General features: G+C 40.6%; 19 protein-coding genes. 17 read left to right on the top strand and 2 right to left on the bottom strand.

Annotated features, from left to right (window positions below; translation table 11 throughout):
- Nucleotides 1–203 precede the first annotated feature (203 nt).
- Both AC1TO5_RS11580 and AC1TO5_RS11575 read left to right on the top strand, forming a co-directional pair.
- Nucleotides 204–542: a hypothetical protein gene (locus AC1TO5_RS11580; protein ID WP_482062953.1), complete on the top strand. Its 339-nt coding sequence runs from the start codon at nt 204–206 to the stop codon at nt 540–542.
- Nucleotides 543–682: 140 nt separating this feature from the next.
- Nucleotides 683–1,513 (top strand): DegV family protein, encoded by an 831-nt coding sequence (locus AC1TO5_RS11575; protein ID WP_482062952.1) that lies wholly within the window; start codon nt 683–685, stop codon nt 1,511–1,513.
- Between the two features lie 116 nt (nt 1,514–1,629).
- Here AC1TO5_RS11575 and AC1TO5_RS11570 read toward each other — a convergent pair whose 3' ends face one another.
- Nucleotides 1,630–2,592 (bottom strand): YbjN domain-containing protein, encoded by a 963-nt coding sequence (locus AC1TO5_RS11570; RefSeq protein WP_482062951.1) that lies wholly within the window; start codon nt 2,590–2,592, stop codon nt 1,630–1,632.
- A 25-nt stretch (nt 2,593–2,617) separates the two neighbouring features.
- Nucleotides 2,618–4,705 (bottom strand): hypothetical protein, encoded by a 2,088-nt coding sequence (locus tag AC1TO5_RS11565; RefSeq protein ID WP_482062950.1) that lies wholly within the window; start codon nt 4,703–4,705, stop codon nt 2,618–2,620.
- A 212-nt stretch (nt 4,706–4,917) separates the two neighbouring features.
- Between AC1TO5_RS11565 and AC1TO5_RS11560 the strand changes: the two genes are divergently transcribed.
- From AC1TO5_RS11560 to AC1TO5_RS11490, 15 genes are all read left to right on the top strand, one after another.
- The gene (locus AC1TO5_RS11560) at nt 4,918–6,249 is read left to right on the top strand and encodes a hypothetical protein (RefSeq protein WP_482062949.1); all 1,332 of its coding nucleotides are present in this window, start codon (nt 4,918–4,920) and stop codon (nt 6,247–6,249) included.
- A 28-nt stretch (nt 6,250–6,277) separates the two neighbouring features.
- The gene (locus tag AC1TO5_RS11555; RefSeq protein WP_482062948.1) at nt 6,278–9,244 is read left to right on the top strand and encodes an MFS transporter; all 2,967 of its coding nucleotides are present in this window, start codon (nt 6,278–6,280) and stop codon (nt 9,242–9,244) included.
- A gap of 191 nt (nt 9,245–9,435) precedes the next feature.
- On the top strand, nt 9,436–9,867 hold the full coding sequence (locus AC1TO5_RS11550; protein ID WP_482062947.1) for an ATP-binding protein: 432 nt from the start codon (nt 9,436–9,438) through the stop codon (nt 9,865–9,867).
- A 47-nt stretch (nt 9,868–9,914) separates the two neighbouring features.
- Entirely contained in the window at nt 9,915–10,259 is a 345-nt protein-coding gene (locus tag AC1TO5_RS11545) for an STAS domain-containing protein (protein ID WP_482062946.1), read from the top strand.
- A 14-nt stretch (nt 10,260–10,273) separates the two neighbouring features.
- The gene (locus AC1TO5_RS11540) at nt 10,274–11,635 is read left to right on the top strand and encodes a PP2C family protein-serine/threonine phosphatase (RefSeq protein ID WP_482062945.1); all 1,362 of its coding nucleotides are present in this window, start codon (nt 10,274–10,276) and stop codon (nt 11,633–11,635) included.
- 139 nt (nt 11,636–11,774) lie between these two features.
- Nucleotides 11,775–14,003, top strand: a complete 2,229-nt coding sequence (locus AC1TO5_RS11535; RefSeq protein WP_482062944.1) for an AAA family ATPase — start codon at nt 11,775–11,777, stop codon at nt 14,001–14,003.
- Nucleotides 14,004–14,008: 5 nt separating this feature from the next.
- Nucleotides 14,009–14,584, top strand: a complete 576-nt coding sequence (locus tag AC1TO5_RS11530; RefSeq protein ID WP_482062943.1) for a Pvc16 family protein — start codon at nt 14,009–14,011, stop codon at nt 14,582–14,584.
- A 108-nt stretch (nt 14,585–14,692) separates the two neighbouring features.
- Entirely contained in the window at nt 14,693–16,381 is a 1,689-nt protein-coding gene (locus tag AC1TO5_RS11525) for a phage tail sheath subtilisin-like domain-containing protein (RefSeq protein ID WP_482062942.1), read from the top strand.
- Between the two features lie 38 nt (nt 16,382–16,419).
- A complete protein-coding gene (locus AC1TO5_RS11520; protein WP_482062941.1) occupies nt 16,420–16,857 on the top strand; it encodes a phage tail protein in 438 nt (145 codons plus the stop codon).
- A 445-nt stretch (nt 16,858–17,302) separates the two neighbouring features.
- Nucleotides 17,303–17,680 carry a phage tail assembly protein gene (locus tag AC1TO5_RS11515; RefSeq protein WP_482062940.1) on the top strand — a complete coding sequence of 126 codons (378 nt, stop codon included), beginning with the start codon at nt 17,303–17,305 and terminating at the stop codon, nt 17,678–17,680.
- Between the two features lie 20 nt (nt 17,681–17,700).
- Nucleotides 17,701–17,865, top strand: coding sequence for a DUF6760 family protein (locus AC1TO5_RS11510; RefSeq protein ID WP_482062939.1), 165 nt, complete (start codon nt 17,701–17,703; stop codon nt 17,863–17,865).
- Nucleotides 17,866–17,895: 30 nt separating this feature from the next.
- On the top strand, nt 17,896–18,336 hold the full coding sequence (locus AC1TO5_RS11505; RefSeq protein WP_482062938.1) for a phage tail protein: 441 nt from the start codon (nt 17,896–17,898) through the stop codon (nt 18,334–18,336).
- A 69-nt stretch (nt 18,337–18,405) separates the two neighbouring features.
- Entirely contained in the window at nt 18,406–21,528 is a 3,123-nt protein-coding gene (locus AC1TO5_RS11500) for a hypothetical protein (protein ID WP_482062937.1), read from the top strand.
- A gap of 85 nt (nt 21,529–21,613) precedes the next feature.
- Nucleotides 21,614–22,243 (top strand): CIS tube protein, encoded by a 630-nt coding sequence (locus tag AC1TO5_RS11495; RefSeq protein WP_482062936.1) that lies wholly within the window; start codon nt 21,614–21,616, stop codon nt 22,241–22,243.
- An 18-nt stretch (nt 22,244–22,261) separates the two neighbouring features.
- Entirely contained in the window at nt 22,262–23,362 is a 1,101-nt protein-coding gene (locus AC1TO5_RS11490; RefSeq protein ID WP_482062935.1) for a phage late control D family protein, read from the top strand.
- The last annotated feature ends 2 nt before the right edge of the window (nt 23,363–23,364 follow it).

Genomic DNA, 23,364 nt, shown 5'->3' with positions numbered 1-23,364 from the left:
CCTTGTTGATATTTAGGATTTAACAATGCTGTTGAGGATTACTTATGTAGATTTAATTTACCAGATAAATCTAATTTGTGCGATTGTTATTACTCTTAATCTTATTCGACTACTGAGGCAATTGATCCTGATGTTTAAATAGTAGGGCGTCGTAATGGATAATAACATATTTATGATTGCAATATGACTGTTGTTTATTAGGAGTGGTTACATTTATAGCCTCCAATAAAATTGAAATAAACTTTGATGCTGCGTATGAAGCGATTAATTCGATGAAAAAAATAGAGTTTTTGGAAGCAGATAGAACAACGATAAACGTATATATATTAGTGGATGATTTGAAGGAAATGGCGATAGTAGTTGACAGGGGTATTTATAGTACCGATGAATTTAGACATGAGAAAGCAAAGTGGCTTAGGAGATTATCGTCGATTATTTGCCCTACAAATGTACCGGAATTACTTATAGAGCTTTTGCCTTTTATGAACAATGATACGCTTGAGGAAGAAGAGATCACAGCGATCAAAAAATTAGCAAGCTAAAACATACTGTCAAATGTGTCGATATCGTTAATCTAGTTGAAAAACATCGCCTTTATTTGCAAAGATATGATAGTTGTCAATAGTATAGCAAGCGATCAACGTGCTAGTATAAGGCAATAAAGGACAGATGGAGGTTTCATATGACTTATCAAATCGTTGTAGACTCTTGTTGCGATCTAACTGATGACATTAAGCAAACGCTTAATATGAAAGTAGTACCATTGAATCTGTATCTTGGCGATAAAGAAATTATAGATGATGAAACTTTAGATATTCCCAGCTTTATTGAAGAAATGAAGGCTTGTACGGGCAAGGTTGGTTCAGCAGCACCATCACCTTCGCTCTATCATGAGCTGTACGAGCAATCACCGCAAACGTTCGTCGTGACATTATCAAGTAAATTATCTAGTTCTTATTCGAGTGCAGTATTAGGAGCAGATATGCTAGAGAAAAGTGACCGTAACGTTCATGTATTTGATTCCAAAAGTGCTGCGGCAGGAGAAATGTTAATCGCATTTCAGATTCGTGATCTTATCGAAAGTGGTGTACAAGGCGAGGAGCTTATTACACAAGTTGAGCAGTTCATCAATGAAATGAAAACGTATTTTGTACTCGATAATGTTGATAATCTGATGAAAAATGGTCGATTAAGTAAGGTAAAGGGCAAAATTATAAGCATCTTGAATATAAAGCCGTTACTAGGCTCAGATGGCGATGGTAATATTACTCAATATTCAACCTGTAAAGGTCAAACGAAAATCGTCAAAAAAATGGTTGAAACGGTCGTAGATAGTGGGAAAAACACAGCGGAGCTTCGTGCTGTTATTTCACATTGTAATAATGAACCGCTTGCGTTACGTCTACAGCAGCAGCTAGTTGAACAATTCCAATTCAAAGATATCGTCGTCGTGCCTACAGGTGGAGTAAGCTCATTATATGCTAACGATAAAGGTATTATATTGGCCTATTAATCGTCATGCTGGATAGTAAATGATTTCGATATAAAGCGGGGCTGTTCCAAGTCGTCATGTAAGAAACAATGACGACTTGGAACAGCCCCTTTGCTGCCTAGCAGTATAAAATGATGCTATATTATAGCGATTAGCTCTGGAACATATTGCTCCATAATCTGTATATGCTCATTCAATAACTGCATCATATGATGATCGTCTATTCCGTTTGGACAAAGCAATGCTGAGCGGAAACGAAGTTCTCCATCTGCAATATCCATTTCGAATGCACCATTAATAAGATCATAGTTCTCATTGATAAGTTGCAGCGCCAGCTGCTCGCGATGCTGCTCCTCAATAAGCCTAGGGAAAATCGCGTACAGTACAATTAGCTCGGCATCCTCTTCAATGCGAATCAGCTCTGTCCAGCTCACTTCATTGTTCCCATGCAGTTTAAGACGGATTAACTGCTCATTGTGAAAATCATATTTAATACTCTGCGCGACGAGAAATTTCTCTAATTGAGCTGCAAGACTGTTATTGCTGTCACGATTGTCAATAATATCCGCATCAGCTTGCTCCTGCTGTTCAGTCATATTGGTAGTAGGAGGAGTATGAAGCAGCTCTTGTCTCCATATCGTATGAAAGCCATGACGCAACTGACCTTCATGAGCGAGTTCAGGCGGTAGCGAAATGGTTTGCATTGCTTCAGCAACATACCATAATTCCGCTTGTGTCAGCGCTGGTATTGTACGCGCGGTAAATGTATCAGGAATAACAGATAGCAGAATGGCTTCGGCATCTGCTTCTTGCTTTACAATTTGCTGCGCAACGGAAGGTGCTACAATAAGTTTGAGTTCGATATTGTCCTCCGCGCCAAAGCTTACATCATTTAACATCGCATGAGATGTTACGTGAAACCATTGCTCTTGAAAAATATTTGCCATTTGCTCTGGCTCCACAATGATGGTCATCGTAATATAATGTTGTTCGTCCTGTTGCTGGTGAACAACTGAAGTAATTAGCGCTGGTAAACTGCCACCATGCCAAGCTTGAAAGGTAGCAGGTGTAGACGTAGATACGGATGAGACTAGTTTCATAGAAAAATATCTCCTTTCAATAGGTTTAGCTTTGGTAGAAGTTAACCTCATTCGCGACTTCTCCTTCTTTTCTACCGCGAGAGAGACTCATTAGTTTTCTTGATTTCTCGATCTCTAAGGAGAAAATCCCCGCTTCGATGGAGACGCTACTACTTTTCGTGATGTCGAATTCGATTTTCCAATCCCCGGCTTTACCATCATCAAAATCTAATTCAAAGCCTAAATTAAGTGTTAAACCTGAATCTTTTTCGACAAGGCTTTCCACTTCTCCTGTTTCTGGATCGACGGTTTCGGTCGCTTCACTAAGCATTGTTGTTAATTCATCCGTCTTATCCTCAAGCTGTTCCTGCAATGCTTCCATATGTTCAGTTTGAGCATTCTCCTCGCTGGTTGCTGCTGTTTTTTTGTTATTCTTAGCATCAATAAGCTGTTGAAGCTTTGCTGTCGCACTAATTGCTTGTGGTATCAATTCTTCGACGATCGTTTCCCAAGCCGAGAAGCCAGCTATTTCACCAGGAAGATCTATCGACAAGCTTGCTTCCAATTGCTCAATAGCGCCATCAAAGAAAGTGAGTGAACCTTCAGCACCGAAGCCAAGCTTTACACCTGGTAAATCTAACTCTACAGCAGCAGATGCTGATATTTTTTTATGAGTTTTCAGTTGATTCATCCGCGTAGACTTTTTCGTTAAAGCATCCAGCGTCGTTTCAGAGTTTTCTCCGAATAACAAATCAGGGATGTTCGCAAAGCTATCCTTGCTATAGTTCGTATAGCGTTGCGCCTCTAATGCAAATTCACCTGTGAATACTCCAGTTTCAACGCCGACCTCTGCAGATACGCTTTGTCCAACATTCACATAGTTTTCATCGTCTTCCATTTCCCGGGCTTCAATTGAAGCAGCCCATAGTTCGGCTTCTTCCAATTTGCTTTTGCCACTTAATCCGCCTTTGCCCCACAGTACTTGGGCAAGTGAAGGGAAGCCAGCATTCATATTACGGTACATACCATATGAGATGAGGTTCAAAGCAGATTGAACACTGGATCCATTCGCTTCAATGAACATACCTAGCTTCACGGCAGCTTCAACAATTCCAGCCGATACTCCTGCACCGATAGCGACATTAGCACCAATGGTTAGATGACCATCGTCATTTTCTGCTTCTGCGCCAAGGCCGATCGAGACGAATACACCAGAGCTAACAGGGATTTTTAACTCGAAATCGAGCGCAGCAGAATCCCCTTCATACGGAACAGCAAGACTAATAAGAGGTGCGATTTTGGTAAGACCACTGTTGACAGAATCTGCCTCAACAACTTTTTTAACCGCGTTTTCACCGATTTTATCCATGGTAACTTGACCTTGTACTTCCTTAGACATATCAGCAATTTTTGCTTGATTCGGCTGCGCGGCACCTGAGCTTTGATCACCTTTAATAATGATGCGAGCTTCATTGATCGCTGGCTCTTCGAATCGTTTTAGCAGTTCCTTTGCTTTATCTTTGGCACTGCTTGCTGCTTTCTTTGTCTTATCTTTATCTTTAAGCTTAGCATTTTTACCAGAAGAGATACTTGCCAAGGACGCTTGCTTCAATTGATTGATTGCACTGTCCTGCGGTACTAGCTTATCGAGAATCCGATCGCTTTCCTTCGCCATAATACTGTTGACGGAGACTTTTGCTGCAGAACGAGCTACCGTATTAGCGAGCGAACTATTAAGTTCCTTAGAAATTTTACTATCGCCTACAGGTGATTGTTCAGAATCAAGATGGGTAGCGATGTCATCACTAGCCTGTGCGCGTGCTGCATCCTTCATGGTTTGGCGAAAAGCATTTAATTTTTTCGAACGAAAGATAGCACTTCTGCCCACACCAAATTTATCTAAAACTTTAGCTTTCAGTGGTTTATATAAATTAGTATCATAAATCACGAAAAAATCAGAGTCGTTTAAACCATATTGTTCTTCTTCAGCAAGTCGAGCAAGCTCATGATTACCGACCGTATTTTGCATAGTTGTAAGGCTAGATGGGTTTGACTGACTGGTAGGTTGGATTGTTTTGCTAGAATTAGCTTTTTCGATATCTTTACTTGCAGATACCATAGATTTTGGTGACATTCCAAGGCCTCCTATAGGGAATGTAGTAGAGAAGGTAGATCAGATATGATTCATAGCCACAAGTAATAAAAGGGAGGTAGGGAGGATGGCTATGGATGTAGCATACGCGAATGGTAGTACTACAAAGTATTTTAGCAGGAATAGATACAATAAGGTAGAAATATTGATATAATGTAAGAAAATATTTTAAAAAGGTATCGTAGGAGGACATTATGGTATCTGGACGACAGCGGTTAGCCCGTGCTTCTAAGCAGCAGATGAACAGCAAGGAACGCGAACAACCTAATTCTGTTACCACGCCTAGTCAGAGGGAGCTACCTCCCGTATGGAAGCTACAGCAAAGTATCGGCAATATTGCATCAAGCCAATTGCTACAGCACATTACTCATACAGCACCGATGACGACAGCGACAGAGGGATTGAATGTACAGCTTAAGCAGTTAGTACTTGTGCTAGCACTTCAAGCTGAGCAAGCTGGAGAAGGCCTGATGTGGAGTCAATTCGAAGCGTTGTCTGTTGGACAACGACAATCATTGCTTATTCAGTGGTATGGAGAAAATAGTGATTTTACAGCGGCGCTGCATACATCGCCAGATTGGCAGCAGTGGCAAACGATGATTAGAACGACGAAGCAAATTACATTGCAGCCCGAGGAATCTCGAAAAGAGGCTGATGTCGCCGCATTGGGGGCAAGTGAGCCGCAATATACGATGAATAGCTCCGGCTTATTAGTTCCATATCGTGAGGCATGGCTATGGCTCAATTATAAAGGTAACAAGCAAGGACAGGCATATCTATTACACAAATTGGATGGCCTATCGATCCCGAAGAAGCAGTTATTATTGCATAAATTGAATGGTGCAGGACAATTAACACTTTATCAATTAAGTAATAATATTATGATTGAAGAGCATTTGAAGCAATGGGTAGATTGGAAACGCATTAACGATGCGCTTCATGGTATTATGAACTTGAATGATCGACAAGTTGAAAGACAGCTTGAAACGGTTCAGCAAGAGCAAACTACTAACCATATGCACCATGAATCGGGTTTGGGTGGACAAGAGCAAGAGCAAGAAGAGGATGGGGCTGGTTCATGGCTCGCTGCGCTTGGCGTTCTTGGTTTCGAGGATGAAGCGGAAGAGGAAGCTAAAGTGAATAATCAGCCGCAATCAATGGAGCAAATACTGCAAAATGCTGATAAAATGTTTCAATTGTTGTTTGGCATTCCATTTGATAATGGAAAGCAACCGATAACTATTGGCAATAGAGCCGAGCTTATCGATCGCTTTTTGGAAATTGATCATAAGCTACTACCTAAGCAACAAGAAGCGCAAAGAATGCAAAAGCTGAAGGCGCAAGGTTATACTTCCGTTAATCAGTTATATATGCTTTTGAAAATTACTATAATTGAAATACTGTATCGTTTAGGTACTACACGTAAGGATGAGAAATACATTATCATTTTGCAGAAGCTTGGACTATTACAGGGTAAGAAGGCCACTACTAAAGATCACATCGCTGCCCGAATACATTCAATTTAATTTACAGATGACAAGGTGGATATGTCTAGTGATAACAGCTATGCAAAGATATTTTCAATTAAAACCCGAAGATAATCGAAAATTAATGCTAATGGGTGTCGTATTTTTACTTGCCGGCATTTCTGAGATGATGAATTATACTTCATTCATGGCGATTTTCAATACGCGGGTTGGCATCATGATGTTACCTATTATGTATGTTGTTGAAGCCTGTCTACTTCCTATAGAAGGATGGCTACTATCGTTTTTCTCACAACGGATTGCGAAGCCGCGCTTTATGAGTAGACTGTATTTACTTTTTGTAGCTATAGGTATTATCAATGGTATTATTTTGCTTTCATTTCGTTTGTTTGAGGTAGAATGGATACCGTTTTATTTTATTATGTTTATTACGTCGAATTTTGTTATACGCCAGCAAACGCTGCTTATGTGGGCCACTGCGTTTGACTTAAGCCCAACACAACAAGCGAAGCGATTAATGCCAGTATTCGTCTTGTTAGCTATTATAGGTGGTATTATTGCAGGTCTAACCTCAACGACGCTAGCTACTTTACTTGGTTCAGAATTATTGTACCTTATAGCTGCCGTCTTATTACTGGCAGCATTTCCGAGCTTTATTCATGCGATTCGCAAATATTTAGTACCATTAACGTTCCAAGAAGAGCAAGCTCCACAAGGTGAGCGAAGCTCGTATTATTGGTCACGTCTCTTCCGATCTCCCTTCCTCCTATTAGTAGTCGGAATTATGACGGTCATGCCAGCCTTATATTTCGTGATGGAGTATCAATACTTCACAAAGGCTCAACAAGCATTTCCGAACGAAAGTGAGCTAACATCATTTTATGGAATGATGGTTGTGCTACTCTTTATAGCTGCATTTATTTTACAGCTCATATCGACCAAGTTAATGGACAAACTTGGTGCGACGAATACTATTCTATTAATCTCTCTGATCTTTGTAGCATGTTTTGGACTTACTTCGTTATTTATTGATCAATCGATGGCGCTTGTTATGGTCGCGATCGGATATAGCTTTACCTATTTGCTACTCTATTATTTTGCTGAGCCAAGCTATCAATTTTTCTTCAAAATGGTGCCCTTGCAACATCGGGATGGATACCGTTATACGGCGCAAGGAATTGCTTCCTCGGCAGGTATATTGCTTGGATCCGGCATATCATTATTGCATTCACAATGGCAAGCGAGTTTGACGCTACAAGCCATTATTGGTCTTGTGCTTGCCGCTATATTAGTTGTGATCGCATGGGCAGCCAAGTCGCTTTATATTAAGGAGTTAATTGCTAATTTGCAGCAATCTACGAAAGATTATATTGCTGAATTACTAGAATCGATGCGACATGAACGTGTGCGAAAAGCAATCGTGAAGCAACTTCAGCAAGGAGATGTACTGCTACAGCAATTTACATTGGAGTTGCTTATTCGTCAGCCTGATCCAGCGCTCTATCAAGTACTCTGGCAATATGCAGAACATGGGCGCGGCAAGCTGAAAGCTTTGGCATTATCGGCCATTCATCCACAAAGCTGGCAGCAGGTAAAGCTGGCACAGTATAAGTTATTACTACAGGATGAAGATGCCGAGGTTCGCGCTATTGGTTACCGTCAGTTGTTTCTGTCACCGCAAGTTATTTCAGGACAAATGCGTAATGAACATATTGAACATGCACGTCGTGACGTTTCTCTACTAGTGAATTATGAGGCTTGGAAAGTTATTAGTGATGTTAATGAGCTTCAGCTAGAGCTACAACAGCAGCTGCAAAAGGGCAATGAAGCAGCGGAGCTTGCTTGTCAGCTTATTGGAGAGCGACATTTGGATAGTATGATTATGGATGTCATGATGTGTATGCTTTCGGAGTCGCAAGCGGTGAAGCTTACTGCTGTTCGAGTTATCGGGCAAATAGCAGATGAAGATATGGTTACTAGTTTGATGGAATTACTTGTTGGTGCAGATATTGAATTGAATAAAGCAATTGAAGAGGCATTACTTTCACTTGGAGAATCTGCTAATGAGGAATTGCTACGTTTTGTAGCTTCACCTAACCAAGAGCAATGGAGCAAAGCGGTATCTGTGCTTTCTATGATTGGTAAAGAGCATGACGTTGAATCAATTGTTATTCCTACTTGTATGAGCAAGCTGCTGGAACTTTCTGCTAGTCATCGTATGTATGAGCAGATTGCAGCGACGAATCAGGAACAATGGATTAAGCTTGCTAGGGAACGGACAACTGATATTGTGAAGCAGCAACTTGATACCATTTGGAAGGTAATGATTCGCTATAGTGATGAACGAGCGGTAACGTTACTGCGCGAAGCTGTTGAAAGTGACCTGGAAGAGATTAGAGATCATGGCATTGAAATATTGTCTGAGGGCTTTGGTCATAACAAATTAAGTTCACAATTGCTGAACTATTATCGAGGCCGTGAGGTGGAGCAAGAAGAGAGGAAGGAAGTAACTGATCCTTGGCTTCAAGCTATTGCTATTAAGGCAGGAGCAGAGAAAGGTGAACTATTGCTTATGAATAATTGGGAGTATCTTGGTGCACTTGATAAAATTATGTTTTTGAAGCAAGCCCCGTTATTCCAAGACATTTCATTAGATGAGCTAGGAAGAATAGCGAGTATTGCACATGAGCGTAAATACGAAGAAGATGATTACTTGCTTCAGCAGGGTGAGCAAAGCACCAAATTGTTTATAGTGCTAGAGGGACATGTAGAAATTAGTGGGATGAATGAGGAAGGCGTAGAAGGAACATTAGCTATTATTGGTGAGAAGATGAGTATCGGCGAAGCGTCATTATTTGATCTATCACCGTCTCGAATATCTGCACAAGTGCTGTTCGGGCAAGTACATGTATTAGAGATAAGTGGAGATGAAGTTGTGAAATTAGTTCGCTTATACCCTGAGATCGGAGTTGGCTTATTACGCTCCATAAGTCACCGCCTACATGCATTAGAGCAAATGCTCTTGAAGATGTAGTTCAAAAAGTGGACTTTGATAACGATGATTGGCTGACATAGCGTAGTTCAAAAATGAACGCTATCGCTTCTCCACGAGCGATTAGTTCTCTCCGCTAGAGCATGGGGATGAACAAGACAAAAAGTTGCTCTAATGTGTCTAGCAAGCTGATCCATAGAGCAAACAAGTCAAAAAGATGGAGGAGGTTTTCCATGTCACAGCTTCAGCTGAGGATGACGCCGTATGTTGCGAATTGGGAAGAGTTATGTCATCTGATCGAGCAATTCTGTATAACAGAATTACTTGATAGTAAGCTAAGCTTTACGGTGCTGCTTTGTTGTGAGGAATGGTTTGTTAATATCGTTAATCATGGCTATAAAGACTACAGTGAAGCAGCACTTCAACATGAAGAAATACGATTAGAACTTAAGCATATTGCTGGTCAACAATTACGAATTGTATTTAGCGATGGAGCACCTTCCTTTAATCCATTGCATCATCATCAGCCTAATTTAGTAGAAGATGTAGTAGATCGTAGGCCTGGCGGACTTGGCATATATTTCATTAGAGAGAAAATGGATCAATGTCTATATGAATATAAGGATAAACGCAATGAGTTGACGATGATCAAACGATTAGTATAGAGATAACGATGATCAAACGATTAATTTAGAGATGAGGATGATGATGGATGAATATTCATGTCGAGCAAAAGGATGTAATAACAGTTATTTCATTAGAAGGAAGATTAGATGGCGTTACGATGCAACAGCTAGAACAACAGTTAATACAGTTACTTGATCAAGGGAATAAGCATTTTTTATTTCAAATAGAAAAATTAGATTATATTAGTAGTGCCGGGTTACGAGTGATGCTATTAGCAATTAAAAGAACGAAAGCGATTCAAGGATCAGTCGTGTTATGTATGATGCAAAGTAATGTTAGAGATATATTTGATTTATCAGGTTTCTCCTCTATCTTTACGATTTGTAATTCCGAAGAGGAAGCATGGGCATATTTGCAAGCTAATGTATAGGGGAGGCTGTTAGCATGCTGCTAGAATTGGGTGCGGGTATTGTCTCTGCTGGATGTGTTGGAAGTATGTATTATGCTCGGAAAATGCAACAACAACATCGTAGAGATGCAATTTTGCTAGACGTGAGTCTGCAGTTAAGCTCAACGATTAAGCGTAAGCAATTGCTAGAAGTTATTATGACGACAACAGCGGGGGCATTACGTGCCGAGGGCTCTTCGATTATATTGCTTGATCCAGATAGTGGCGAGCTGTACTTCGAAGTAGCTACAGGTGAAAATCATCAGCAAGTGAAAGAAATTCGGTTGCAGCCAGGTGAAGGGATCGCAGGCTGGGTAGCTATGCATGGTCAATCGTTACTTATCCCTAATACAGCTAACGATGAACGATGGTCGAGTAGAGTAGCTAAGCGATCAGCTATTGCAACACGTAATATGATATGTGTGCCCGTTCAGAGTAATGGTGCATTGCTAGGTGTATTGCAGGTCATTAACAAAAAGGGTAGACGTCCGTTCAATAAGCTCGATCTGGCATTATTGGAAAGTATGAGCGCACCTGTAGCGATGGCTATTGAGAATATGTTATTGTACGAGGCACTTGAACATTCTATGAATAGCCTACAGCAGACGACGGCTGCAAAAGAAAAGATGGAAAGCGAGATGCGCATTGCGAGAGAAATTCAAGAAAGTTTTCTCCCAGGTGATCAATACAAACTGCATCATTGTAAGCTACACGCTACATTGATGCCTGCAAGAGAAGTCGGTGGAGATTTCTATCATTTCTTTCCGCTTGATGAGGAGCATATGCTTCTATGCTTAGGTGATGTATCAGACAAGGGGATGCCAGCGGCACTTTTTATGTCAGCCGTTATGATCTGGATTAAAGCCAAGTCAACGGAATTCTCATCACCTGAGCAAATTATTACAGCAATTAATGAAGAACTAAGTACAGAGTATTCAACAATGTTTGCGACTATTTTTCTAGCTATTATGAATACTGTGACAGGTCAATTTATATACTGTGATGCGGGGCATTGTCCATCGCTACTATTGCGTAATGGCGCAGTTACTGCTCTTAGTAGTCAAAAAGGATTACCGATCGGGGTACTAGTAGAAGCTCCCTATGCTGCTCAAAGCTTACAGCTGTTACCTAATGATCGAATTATAATGTATACAGATGGCATTACAGAAGCGGAAAATGAGCAAGGGAAATGGTATGGTATGGAACGATTACAACATTATTTAACTCATCAGCAGCATTGTTCAACAGAAGATCAAGTGAAGCTTATTGTCAATGATGTACAGCGCTTTGCAGCGAGTTATCCGCAATGCGATGATATTGCAGTTATGTGTATCGACTATCATATTTCACTGGAGTAAAAACAATAATGTGACCTAGATTACACAAATCAATAAAAGATATTGCACAATGTTAGAGTACATGCAAAAATATAATTAGATGCAGTGAAATATTAATGACCTTAATCAGTAACACTATACTGGAAAAGGGTGGAATGTGATGAGCGAAGCTGTAAAAGTCCCGATTTTAATTGAGCCTTACGCGACAGCGAGTGACTATTTGCATGATCAGTTCGTCGTCTTAGATTTATTGCTTGAAGCAGAAATGAATACGATGCTACATAAAGCGGAGCATCAAACAGCACAGCGTAATCCATTTAAAGGGATGTATTTGACAGAAGCGGAAGCAAAGCAGCTACTGACTACGGAATCAACCTATATTTCGCTTGATGCTGAGCAGCTGCAACTCATCTTTCGATTAGAGCAGATGATTGCTGCGCGATTACAACGCAATCGAGAATTATCGATATCAATTCCTATTATGGACTTACAGCAACAGTTAACATTAGATGAGCTAGACATAAGATTAATTACTGTATCACTAGCGCCGCATATGTATCGTAAATACTTAAAGCTATACGGTTATGTTCAAGATGATCTCACTTGTCAATATGTAACGCTGGATCTGCTACTTCGCTTATGCTGTCGTAGTGGTGAGGAACAAGTACAAGTGTATCGACGCATGACGGATACATCAAGTAATCTAAGACGTTTGTTCACGACTATATCGACTCAAGCTATGACGAATAAAGATTCATCGTTACTCGTTGAGCCGCTTGTACTTGAGTCACGTATGATACACTATATATTACAATTGAACTGGCAATATAATGGGCTGTTAAGCTCGGTACGATATACTGAGCAGCAATATGAATCACTTCTCCCAATTGAGATTCATAAACACTTGCAGCAACAAATGGTTAACTATGTGAACGATTATCGCGATCAACCTTTAATGATATTAATGATTGGAACAACTGGTAGCGGAAAAACAATACATAGTAAGCATTTGGCACAAAAAATGGCCAGACCTACACTCGAACTAGATATTACATCCCTTTCTAACGATATACATCTTCTTGGTCAGACAATTGAACTTTTTCTTCATGAAGCAAAAATTCTTAATGCGATTCCAATCTTTGAGCATGCTGAGCAGCTTATAGCAAAGAATGAAGAAATGGAAAGAGATTTTCGGTTGCAAAAATTACAGGAGCAGCTTCAGAGCTGGAATGATATTGTCATACTCCATAGTAATAATCATTTGCCCCTTCATTCAACATATGACCAAATCGATCGTGTAATCATTACATTCCCACTTCCAACACTTGAAGAAGGCTCCGATCTTTGGAAAGCCTATACCGCTTCAAAATTAACAGTACATTCAACAGTCACCTTACAACTAGCAACGAAGTTTCAATTTACAGCAGGACAAATTGCGTCAACTGTGCAACAAGCTATAGCACTGAAGCGCTGGTCAGCGCTAGATATAAGTAGTTTGCAGCAGGAGAGAGATGATAGTTATTGGCTACATCAAGCTGCTAATGGTCTTATTCATCATGGTCTACAACAAAAATCAGTACAAATGAAGTCACAATGGGACTGGCAAGATCTTATTTTACCGCAAGAAACATTGCAGCTGCTACAGCAAGCCTGTCATCGTGTAGCGAACCGACACATTGTTATGCAAGAATGGGGTTTTGAGCGGATACTGCCATATGGTAGAGGTGTAAGTATGTTGTTCACCGGTTTTCCAGGAACAGGGAAGACGATGGCGGCGCTTGTCATGGCGAAAGCTATGCAGGCTGAATTGTATCGCGTAGATCTTACAAGGATCGTCAGCAAATACATCGGCGAGACAGAGAAAAATTTAGCTGAAATATTTGATCGTGCAAGGTTAAGTGGAGCGATACTATTTTTCGATGAAGCAGATGCTTTATTCGGTAAACGTTCAGAAGTGAAGGATGCTCATGATAAGTACGCCAATATGGAAACCTCGTATTTGCTACAGAAGATGGAAGAATATGATGGGCTAACTATTCTCGCTACTAACTTTTCACAAAATCTTGACGATGCCTTTATGCGTAGAATTCAATACATTATTAAGTTTCCCTTTCCAGATGCAGTGCAACGTGAGCAATTATGGCGTTCTATTATTCCTTCGCATATGCCGATGGAGCCATTGGATATACCGTTTCTTGCCAAAACATTTGAATTATCAGGTGGGCCTATCAAAAACATTGTACTAACAGCAGCATATCTCGTTGCACAAGATGGCACAAAGCTGAGTATGCAGCATTTCATCGAGGCAGCGATTCAAGAATATAAGAAAACAGGTAAATTGTTAATGAAGGATCGATTAGGAACATATGCACATTATTGGAAGGGGTGATGTAAGTGGCGGATTACTCTGTCATAACAGATATTGGTCTATCTCTTGTAAAGGTGCTGCGTGAAGCACTTGTACCAGAGTTGATCTCGCATCCAGATGGAGTAGGTCTTGCTAGTCCAATGGATAAGGGCGATATGAATTTGACGGTATATTTGTATGATGTTCGTGAGAATACGGAAGTTCGTAGCAATGATCTTATTGATCAGGGCGATCGAATGCGTTACCCGCCAATACCTTTGAATTTAAGCTACTTAATTACTGCACATTCATCATCTGATGTACTTACTAGAGCAATTGATGAACAGCGAATTATCGGTCGCACAATACAGCTACTGCATGATCATGCTGTACTTAAAGGAGAAGATTTGGAAGGGGCATTAACAGGTACCGATGGAACTTATCGTATTGTGAAGGCGGATATACCGCTAGAAACGATGATTAGTTTATTTCCGAATCAGCCTTACAAGCTAAGCGCAGCTTATCAACTAGGTCCAGTCTTTCTCGATTCAACTCGTACGAAATCTGTATCGAGAGTTAAAGAGCGACATCTTAAAGTACTGCATCATGAATCTCAATCGTAAAGCGAACTATGTACAACATATAATCGCTATACTATATCTAAAATCCGAAAGGAGGAACCGATCTTTATCTAATAGATTTTTTTGGAAGATAAAGGATCGGGAAAAACAATGGCTGAATATTTTTCACCTGGAGTCTATGTAGAAGAATTTGATAGTGCGGGTCAACCATTATCTGGTGTAAGCACGAGTATTGCTGGTTTTATAGGAATTGCGGAGATGGGGCCAGTTAAGGGGCTACCGACATTAGTAACGAGTTTAAATGATTTTAAACGTAATTTTGGTAGTTATCTGTCTGATAACCAGTTTGGTCAATATCGTTATTTGTCTTACGCAGTTGATCAATTTTTCACTAATGGAGGCTCGCAAGCGTATATTGTTCGCGTAGCACCTGAGGATGCAAAAGCAGCAAAGGGTAGTAATGAACAGCTTAATGTAGCGGCTAAAAATGCAGGAACATGGGGTAATGGCATTAATATTCTTATTACTCCTTCTAGCAAAGCGAAAAGCTATATTACAGCTGAAGTTGGTGAAAAGCTATATGCTGTGAAAAATAGCGCTGGCTTTAATGTTGGAGATGAAGTGAACTTTGCTGGTGAAGCTGGATCCCAGCAGGTGGTTATCGAATCTGTCCGTGATGGAGTAATTGGTCTATCAAACGCGCTTAGTGGTGATGTAGTAACGGTAGAAGGATCAATTCCTACAAAACTATTATCGACAGTTGAATTTACGATTCAACTAGGCTATGGAAATGTAGTTGAAAAGTATGAGCATGTATCTTTCAATGCGAATGCAGCGAATTACGTTGATAAAGTACTTGTAAAATCAGCTCTAGTAGAAATTACTGGAGTAGAGGCTAGTAGTGTTACGGCACTATTTGCAAGTGGCAATAAAGTAACGCTGCAGCTTACTGGTGGAGTGGATGGTACACAAGATAATGTTTCACCTGCTACATATATTGGTGTGGATGAAGGTCCTGGTAAGCGTACAGGTATTCAATCCTTTGTAGATAATGACCGTATTAGTATTATCTCAGTACCTGGTGTAACAGATGCTGCTGTACAATTAGCACTAGTTGCACATTGTGAAAATTTAGGTAGTCGCTTTGCGATTCTAGATATTCCGCGCGATAAAACATCGGTACAAGATGTACTTGAACATCGTGAGCTGTTTGATTCAAGCTATGCAGCTTTATACAATCCATGGGTACAAGTATTTGATCCATTAGAAAAACGTAATATTATGGTTCCTCCATCTGGCTCGGTAGCTGGTGTATATGCTAGAAGTGATAGCACTCGTGGGGTAGAGAAAGCGCCTGCTAATGAAGTTATTCGCGGTGTTTCTGGATTAGATGTGCAATATAACCGTGGTGAGCAAGATATTTTAAATCCGCAAGGCGTTAACCTTATCCGTAGTTTCTCTGGTCAAGGTATTCGTATCTGGGGTGCTAGAACGACAAGCTCTAATAGTTTATGGAAATATATTAATATCCGTCGTTTATTCATTTTTGTAGAAGAGTCGATTAAGCAGGGGACAAACTGGGTTGTATTTGAGCCGAATGATGAACGTCTATGGGCAAGAGTACACCGTACAATCGATGCATTCCTAACACGTGTATGGCGTGGCGGAGCATTACAAGGTTCATCGCCAAGTGAAGCATTCTACATTGATATTAGCGCCAACACAATGTCGCAAGATGATATCGATAATGGTCGCTTAATTTGTGTAATTGGTATTGCACCAGTGAAACCAGCTGAATTCGTCGTATTCCGCATTACACAGAAAACGAACGAACAATAATGAACAAAACTATTAATTACAGAAAGGGAGATTAACATATGGCAGGCGAAAGAAATGATCCATTCCGCAAGTTTCGATTCCGTGTTGAGGTTGAAGGTATAGAACAAGCGGGCTTTAGTGAGGTTTCAGGATTTGATGCATCATTGGACGTTATTGAATACAGAGAAGGTACAGATACGATAACATCTCGTAAATTACCAGGTCTCGCAAAGTATGGAAACATCTCCTTGAAATGGGGAGCTACCGATTCGTTGGATCTATTTGAATGGATTCAGGATTGTATCGTAGAAGGAACGGTAGAACGTAAAACGATTACGATTATTGCAATTAGCGAAGAAGGCGAAGATGTTGCAACATGGCAAGTGAATGAAGCGTGGCCGACTAAGTATACAGCACCTGATTTTAATGCAACAGCTTCTGAAGTTGCGATTGAGCTTCTAGAGCTTGCGCATGAAGGCATGCTGCGGACGCTTTAATAGCGACCAGGCGATAGGAACAACATTTCAAATATGTTGTTCCTTCGTCTGTTTGAGGTAGTTCAAAAAGTGGACTTTGATAACGATGAGTAGGCTAACGTAGGTTACTCGACATCGCATCTGAAGCGAACTTGGCAAGTACGGCATAAGCTTCCGATGTATGTTTCTTGCAGAAACATTGTAGGTTCGCATGTACCAACAACTTACACTTACGCTTCCGCCTTGCTCAAGTAGCGCTTCACCTGCTTGGCTTTCGAAAGCCCACTTTTTGAACCTTCATTTTAAGCTTCGAAAAGTAGATCTTGTTAACGAAGTTACGCAGTAACTTTTCATTAACTGATAACACATCAAGAAGTCATAAAAAGTTTGGTGAATGCTTACGAAGTAACTTTTCATCAACAGGAAGTATATCAAGAACATATAAAAAGTTTTAGGAGGATAAAAAATGTCATTTCGTACGGAGTTTGAATTTGAGTTGCCGAGAGGTTATGTCGATGAGAATGGTAATTTGCATCGTCGTGGCACGATGAGGCTAGCAACAGCAGCAGATGAGATCCTGCCGATGAGAGACCAGCGAGTACAACAAAATCCAGGATATTTAACAATTATATTGTTAGCTCGCGTCATTACAAAGCTTGGAGATGTTCGTGCAGTAGACACGAAAACAATTGAAAGGTTTTTTACTGCTGATCTAGCGTTTCTACAAAACTTTTATCGTGAAATTAATGAAACAGAAAAGCTTTCTGTTCGTACAATGTGTCCCAAATGCGAGCATGAGCATGAGGTTGATATTTCTTTTTTGTCCGAGATGGAAGGAGCATAAGCGTTTATCCTGAGCAACGCTTGTATGAGGAAGCGGGATTTATTGCTTACTACTTCCATTGGAAGCATGAAGACATTATGAATATGGAGCATCGAGAACGGCGGAAATGGTGCGATGAAATATCGAAGATCAATCGTAAGATGGGCGATGATAAAGATCGCAAAAATCCATTTGACGTGTTCTAAGAGAACTTTCATTAAGATGAGGTGAACAATATGTTAGAACCAGATGTACATTTTTCTAAAGTTGTTGGTAACTATCGATTCATGGTCGAAATCGAGCATCTACTCGTCGCCAGTTTTTCGGAGGTTAGTGGTCTAGTTGTCGAAACGGAGCTAGAGCAATATAACGAAGGTGGGGTCAATGAGTACGCCCATCAATTGCCGATGCGAACAAAGCATGTCCCAATTATATTAAAGCATGGCTTAACAGATTCTTACGAGCTATGGGATTGGTATAATGATGTGGTGCAAGGGAAAATTGTCCGTCGAAGTGGCTCGATCATTCTATTTGATGAACAGTTTCGTGAGTTTCGTCGCTGGACATTTAACGATGCCTTCCCTAGTAAATGGGTAGGACCTGATCTGAACGCCAGCGTTAGTGAGGTTGCAATCGAACAAATTGAGCTTGTACATAATGGCTTTAAGCTGCTGTAGTAGCAAAGGCAATGGCTACTCATTACAGCAACAGGATAACCATCATGAGAGGAAAGGAGAGATTATGCAATGTTTAGAGAAAAGTCGATAAGGAAAATACATTTAGCAGATCAACAATTCGCACATCAAATTGTTGGGAAATACGGTTGGAGAATTGACAACGGTTTTGCACGAAGTAAGCTACAGCATCGGGTAGAGTCGAAGAAGCGTGATTCTATGACATTTGCGAAATCTCCAATTATTCAATTGACGAAGGTTATTCAGCCGCTTCATATTAAGCTCATCTATGAATATCACCAGCTTAATCAAATTATCCAATATAAAAATGCACCATTACTAGTAAGTTCACCTTTGTCTAATGTAGCACTGGGGGCAACTGTAGATGTAGCATCGAATACTACTACGAAACATCCGATATCATTACTTGAAAAAGTGAAGCTAACGGCGCAGATGAAAGCTGAGCGACAACTGCTTCAGCAAGTCCAATCTCAGATTGAACGTAGAACGATACTAACTAGATCACAACATATGCAGAGTCATGAAGCAATTGTAGCTGCTAACAGTCAACAACTTAACAGCAAGCAAGCCCAAGCTACAGCGAAGCTAGTTCGTACATCATTAGTTGCGGCAGATGAGGCTAGCAATCACATACCATTAACTGCTGCTAATCGAGCTAGCCATCGAACACCATCGACAGCGTCATCATCGGCGGGGAATGCTAGTCCATCTAGTCCTTCAATCAGACAGACAGTGGACGGATTGCATCATATTGAGCACATGGAAACGACGCAGCGAGTTAGCAAAAAGCAAGTGGCAGTAGCGAAAATGATGCTTAGTCCATACATAAGAAATATTGTAAGAGAAGAGCAGGAGCGGATTACAGCCGAATTGGTTGAACGTAATACTCGCTATCGTAAGAAGGCCGTATTATATGAAACGCAATCAGATGAGACGCAAGTTGTTAAGAAACGAGAAGTATTACATGAGATGCAGGCAGTAAAGAAACGGGAAGTATTACGTGAAACGCAAGCAGTAACACATGCTGAGATACATTCTGTTGCTAGAAAAGCAATGATTAATAAATCACTATCGACGGTATTAGAACAATGGCATCGTAAGCTGACCATAGCGCAAATTACAATGCTGCGCCAACAGAAACAACAAGGTGTTCGCCTTAGAAGAAGTGAACCACAGCATGAAATATCACATACTAATTTAGAACAGCGAAATCAGACGATTGTTAATGATATGAAATATTATTTGAAAACGACAGCACATCATATTAATACGATTAAGTACCATCAAAGAACGCTTCAAGGCGTACAAAAGCTTGTATACATTCCATTCGTTAATAGGGATGCTACAACGGTCAATGAGAAAGCAACGCTGATCTATCGTAATCCACTTACACAAGTAGATTCACGAATTACTAATAATCAGCATTCACATATGCAAGAAATTATTAATAGCAAGGATTCACATAAGCATAAGGAAAGCAGCAATGCTGCATCGCTCGCTACAAGACAGATAGCAATAATTACTGGAGAAGTGACCAAGAAACAGCAACGGCGTATTGAAGCAACTGGGGGCCAAATTCGTTCGGTCACATCATTCCATCAGCAATTGATCAAGCGCAATGAGCGATTAATTTATCAGATTGAAATGGTGGAGAAGAAAAAGACACCAAGAGCCCGCAAGCTATCGCTAGTTCCTGTCGTAAAGCTCAGTTATAGAGTATTACCAGAGGAGCAACATAGAGGTTTTGTCCGTATACCTCAGGCTCAACTTGCAGTCGAGAAGGGGCAACAAGCTGAATTACCGAGTCCGTTATTATCAAAACAATCTGGGATACGCCGTCAAGCTGAGCTTATTTACACGGTGAATCGGAATAATCAATCAAGAAACAATCAGCAAATAACACAGCAAGTATCTCAACAAGCGTCACAAGCGGCATCACAGCAAGTAACGAAGCAAGTATCTCAACAAATAACACAGCAAGTATCACAGCAGATAACGCAAGAAGTATCACAGCAAGTGTCACAAGAAGTATCCCAACAAGCATCACAGCAAGTCAGAGAACAAACAACACAACATAAACAGACCAATTTGCAGCCGACCTTAGCTCGAGCTATTACATTGACCAATGAGGAGCGCATGAAGCAACGAGCAGGTTCAACTAATTTATCGAATGAGTTGATTACACAGCGCCCTCAATATACTAAATTGTCCATAACAGGTCAGCTTACTCATATAAGTAAAGTGAATAAGACGCAATTGCTGCAGGTGAAGGTATTACAAAGCAAATTGAAACAACTGCAAGCGGTCACGCTTATTGTGCCACAAACCTCGCGCATGGGAGCGACTAGTACAAACAGTGGAGCTACAAATACAAACTACACTAAAGGCCAAAGTGAGCAGTCTAGTAGCAATCGTAATGATACGCTGAGAACTACAAACGGGCACTCAACGGAGTCAGTAAGAGCGACGAGCAATGACGGCTCTTTATCTGTAATACAAACTAATTACAATGTGAACAATTCCCAATTAAAGCAGCTGTATTATCGTGTTAGTAGTAATAATAGCACGCAACAATTAGGAGCATTAATTAATGAATTACAGAAAACGAGTAGTCGTACAACTCAAAGTGCTACTAACAACGCGGCAACTATAGATACGCAAATTATTTACAAGCCGCTGTCTATGGCTTCAATAGCAATGAATAGTATTACGACGAAGCGAATTAATCTTATCCACTCCTCACAGCAACAAGGAGAGCGGTTAACGAAGCGATTGAAGCAACTTACAACACTAAGTAAGGTGAAAGACATTATAAGTACCCATTCACCTTTATCGATTGTGCAAATTAAAACAACGAATGAACAGGATTTACAACTAATTGTGAATGAACAGTCTAGTAAGAGTAAATCGCAAATGGTTGAGCAAGTGAGACATAATACGCAATCGTCGATGAATTTACATATAGCGAAGCAGCAAAGTATGCAACAGGATGATACGAAGCAACAAGAAGCGGTGAAGCAGCTTGAAGTAACTGTAAAGCGATTAGAGCAGGAGCTTTCCACAACGAAAGAAACAAAAACGCAGCCGAGTATTAATATTAGACAATTATCCGAGCAACTATTTGATCAGATTTCCAAAAAAATACGGCTGGAGCAACATCGTAATGGTCGTTAGTCGTTAGTCGCCAGCAATAGTATGCTCGATAATATAGCGTTGTAGCATTGAAGAGTAATTCGTGTAGACAAGGAGCTGAGCAGTAATGGCGTTAGAAAAAGCGATGATTATCGTCATGGCTGGACCCAAGCAGGAGCGAGTAGAGGTATTATTTAATCCAACGGAATACTCGTTGGAATCATCCAATAAATTTTCATGGCAATCGATCCCAGGTTCTTCGCAGCCGATTGCTCAATTTGTTTCTGGTGAAGCGACGACTCTATCTATGGAGTTATTTTTCGATAGCTATGAAAAATCAGAGGATGTCCGCAAATATACGATGAAAATCGTTGGACTATTGAATGTCGATAAAGATTTACATGCACCGCCATTGTGTAAATTCATCTGGGGTTCCTTATCGTTTCAAGGGGTAGTTGAAAAAATATCCCAGCGTTATACGATGTTCAATCATAGCGGGAAGCCCGTTCGTGCCAAGCTCAACGTATCATTCAAGTCTGCGAAGTCGGTGAAGGAGCAGCTGCAAGAGATACCTCGTCAATCCGCTGACCGAACGAAGCAGAGAACGGTGAAGCAAGGCGATCAATTATGGCAAATTGCTGCTGAAGAGTACGAAGATGCTGCGTTATGGCGGGCAATTGCTCGTGCTAATGGGATTGCTGATCCACGTCGCTTGGAACCAGGCACTGTAATCAAAATTCCACGATTGTACGGCTAGAAGAGTAGGAGGAGCGGGATGAGTAGTGTAAAGCTAGATAATAGTAAGACGAGTTTTGATAAGCTTGAGGAGCATTATCGTGGGTTTATCGCTCCTAGCTTCAAAATCGTTATTAATAATAAAGATATTGTAAGAGAAGGTATGGCGGTGGAATCGGTAACGGTTGATACTTCTATTACGAAAAAAGCAGATATGACCAGCTTCACGGTTACGAACGCCTACGACCTCATTAAACGGGACTTTCAGTGGACCAATTCCTTACTTATGCTAGGCAATTCAGTTGAGGTGTCGTTTGGCTATACGGATCGACTGACACCGATCTTTTTCGGCTATATATCTAATGTAGAATTTGATTTTTCGACTGATGATGTACCGTTAATCTCGATAAAAGCAATGGATATTAGTTTTTATATGATGAGGGGCGGGGAGCCGCAAGTTTGGGCTAACAAAAAAATAAGTGATGTCGTCCAAGAAATAGGTCGAAAATACGGAATAACGAGCTTTGAGATTGAAACAACACCAATAACACATCCGAAAATTGTGAAAAACGTAGAAAACGATCATATATTTTTGGAGAAACTTGCGAAGGATTTAGATTTTGATTTTTTCATTGTTGGCAAAAAATTGTATTACCGTGAGAGGACTGCTAACAAAACTCCAGTTATGAAGCTCGAATTGGGCAAACATCTCAGTAGCTTCAGACTAGAACAAGATATATCAGAGCAGGTCACGAAAGTCATTGTGAAGGCGACATCGCGGAATCAGAAGAAAACGATCACTGTGGAATCGAGTAAAGTTGATAAGATTGGCTCAAACTCGCGGACGGGACCAAATATATTAAGCAAATTAGGAAATTTTGTAGAAGTGATCCAGAAGACGGTGAACGATGAAGCAGAGGCTCGAATGATTGCGACATCGAGAATGCAGGAGCGCAGTATGGAATTAGTTAGTGCGCAAGGGAGTTGTATCGGTTTGCCAGAGCTACGAGCAGGCAGATATATTGAGCTTGGCGGCTTAGGCACTCATTTGAACACTATATATTATATTGAAAGTGCTACTCATATTATTGACGACTCGGGATATCGTTCTAACTTCAATTTACAAGGAAATGCGGTGTAGCG

The organism is Paenibacillus sp. Y930 (genome assembly GCF_056786375.1).
The sequence above is the reverse complement of the archived record's forward strand: the minus strand, read 5'-3'. Positions and strand labels throughout refer to the sequence as shown.

Excerpts from the sequence above, each read along its gene's own strand:
- AC1TO5_RS11575 (WP_482062952.1), top strand. The coding sequence starts at position 683 with ATGACTTATCAAATCGTTGTAGACTCTTGTTGCGATCTAACTGATGAC.
- AC1TO5_RS11570 (WP_482062951.1), bottom strand. The coding sequence starts at position 2,592 with ATGAAACTAGTCTCATCCGTATCTACGTCTACACCTGCTACCTTTCAA.
- AC1TO5_RS11565 (WP_482062950.1), bottom strand. The coding sequence starts at position 4,705 with ATGTCACCAAAATCTATGGTATCTGCAAGTAAAGATATCGAAAAAGCT.
- AC1TO5_RS11560 (WP_482062949.1), top strand. The coding sequence starts at position 4,918 with ATGGTATCTGGACGACAGCGGTTAGCCCGTGCTTCTAAGCAGCAGATG.
- AC1TO5_RS11550 (WP_482062947.1), top strand. The coding sequence starts at position 9,436 with ATGTCACAGCTTCAGCTGAGGATGACGCCGTATGTTGCGAATTGGGAA.
- AC1TO5_RS11545 (WP_482062946.1), top strand. The coding sequence starts at position 9,915 with ATGAATATTCATGTCGAGCAAAAGGATGTAATAACAGTTATTTCATTA.
- AC1TO5_RS11540 (WP_482062945.1), top strand. The coding sequence starts at position 10,274 with ATGCTGCTAGAATTGGGTGCGGGTATTGTCTCTGCTGGATGTGTTGGA.
- AC1TO5_RS11535 (WP_482062944.1), top strand. The coding sequence starts at position 11,775 with ATGAGCGAAGCTGTAAAAGTCCCGATTTTAATTGAGCCTTACGCGACA.
- AC1TO5_RS11525 (WP_482062942.1), top strand. The coding sequence starts at position 14,693 with ATGGCTGAATATTTTTCACCTGGAGTCTATGTAGAAGAATTTGATAGT.
- AC1TO5_RS11520 (WP_482062941.1), top strand. The coding sequence starts at position 16,420 with ATGGCAGGCGAAAGAAATGATCCATTCCGCAAGTTTCGATTCCGTGTT.
- AC1TO5_RS11515 (WP_482062940.1), top strand. The coding sequence starts at position 17,303 with ATGTCATTTCGTACGGAGTTTGAATTTGAGTTGCCGAGAGGTTATGTC.
- AC1TO5_RS11505 (WP_482062938.1), top strand. The coding sequence starts at position 17,896 with ATGTTAGAACCAGATGTACATTTTTCTAAAGTTGTTGGTAACTATCGA.
- AC1TO5_RS11500 (WP_482062937.1), top strand. The coding sequence starts at position 18,406 with ATGTTTAGAGAAAAGTCGATAAGGAAAATACATTTAGCAGATCAACAA.
- AC1TO5_RS11495 (WP_482062936.1), top strand. The coding sequence starts at position 21,614 with ATGGCGTTAGAAAAAGCGATGATTATCGTCATGGCTGGACCCAAGCAG.
- AC1TO5_RS11490 (WP_482062935.1), top strand. The coding sequence starts at position 22,262 with ATGAGTAGTGTAAAGCTAGATAATAGTAAGACGAGTTTTGATAAGCTT.